Consider the following 1,362-nt stretch of genomic DNA (forward strand, 5'->3'; position numbering starts at 1 on the left):
CTTGAAGGAGTTCGTGTCATGACGATTGCGAAGCCGCCCTACCTGACCGGCCATTTCACCCCCGTCGCGGAGGAAGTCACCGCCACCGGCCTCACCGTCGAGGGCACCATCCCACCCGAGCTCTCCGGACGGTTCCTGCGCAACAGCCACAACCCCAAGCCCGGCATCACCCCCACCCACTGGTTCAAGGGCAGCGGCATGGTCCACGGCATCCGCCTCCACAACGGACAAGCCGACTGGTACCGCAACCGCTGGGTCCACACCCCCGCCCTCGACGGCGCCCCCTACATGACCGAACACGGCCCCGACCTCACCGCCAGCACCGCCGGCACCCACATCATCGAACACGCCGGCCGCCTCCTCGCCCTCTGCGAAGCCAACCTCCCCTTCGAACTCACCCCCGAACTCGACACCATCGGCGCCCACGACTTCAACGGCAAACTCCGCACCGCCATGACCGCCCACCCCAAGGAAGACCCCGTCACCGGAGAACTCCACTTCTTCGGCTCCTCCCCCTTCCCCCCCTACCTCACCTACCACGTCGCCGACGCCACCGGCACCCTCGTCCACACCGCCGAAGTCCCCGGAGCCACCGGCGCCCTCAAACACGACTTCGCCCTCACCCGCCGCCACATCGTCTTCATCGAAGGCAACGTCACCTTCGACCCCACCGAACACTCCGGCATCCCCTACGGCTGGAACGACCAGCAGCCCTCCCGCATCGGCGTCATGCCCCGCGGCACCGACGGACACCACCACATCCGCTGGTACTCCATCGAACCCGGCAACATGCTCCACGTCTCCAACGCCTACGAAGACCGCCAGGGCCGCATCGTCCTGGAAGGCCCCACCGTCGACCGCGAAGGCTTCCACCTCTCCTGGAACTGGTGGACCGGCGCCCCCGGCCGCGGCAGCGAACCCGTCTCCCGCTCCTACACCCGCCGCTGGACCATCGACATGCACGCCCACACCGTCGACGAACACATCATCGACGACCTCCCCATCGAATTCCCCACCCTCAACGAGGACTACCTCGGCGCCGAGAACCGCTACCAGTACGCCATCGCCTTCCCCGACGAAAACGGCCTCGGCAGCTACGGCCTCGTCAAATACGACCGCACCACCGGCGCCCGCCGCATCCACCAGACCGGCGACGCACGCCTGCCCAGCGAAGCCGTCTACGTCCCCGCCCACGGCGCCACCAACGAAGACGACGGCTACCTCCTCACCATCGTCTCCGACCTCAAACAAGACGCCTCACAACTCCTCATCCTCGACGCAGCCGGCCTGACCACCCTCGCCACCATCCACCTCCCCCACCGCGTCACCGCCGGCCTCCACGGCTCCTGGATCCCCGACACC

1 protein-coding gene is annotated in these 1,362 nt (G+C 67.6%); it reads left to right on the forward strand.

Annotated elements, in window-relative coordinates:
* Positions 1 to 18: 18 nt before the first annotated feature.
* The coding region (locus tag E6U81_RS39480) for a carotenoid oxygenase family protein (RefSeq protein WP_136234802.1) at positions 19 to 1,362 on the forward strand (1,344 nt) is incomplete at its 3' end.

Origin of the sequence: Streptomyces sp. A0592 (assembly GCF_004795115.1) — a bacterium.
Lineage (GTDB): Bacteria > Actinomycetota > Actinomycetes > Streptomycetales > Streptomycetaceae > Streptomyces > Streptomyces erythrochromogenes.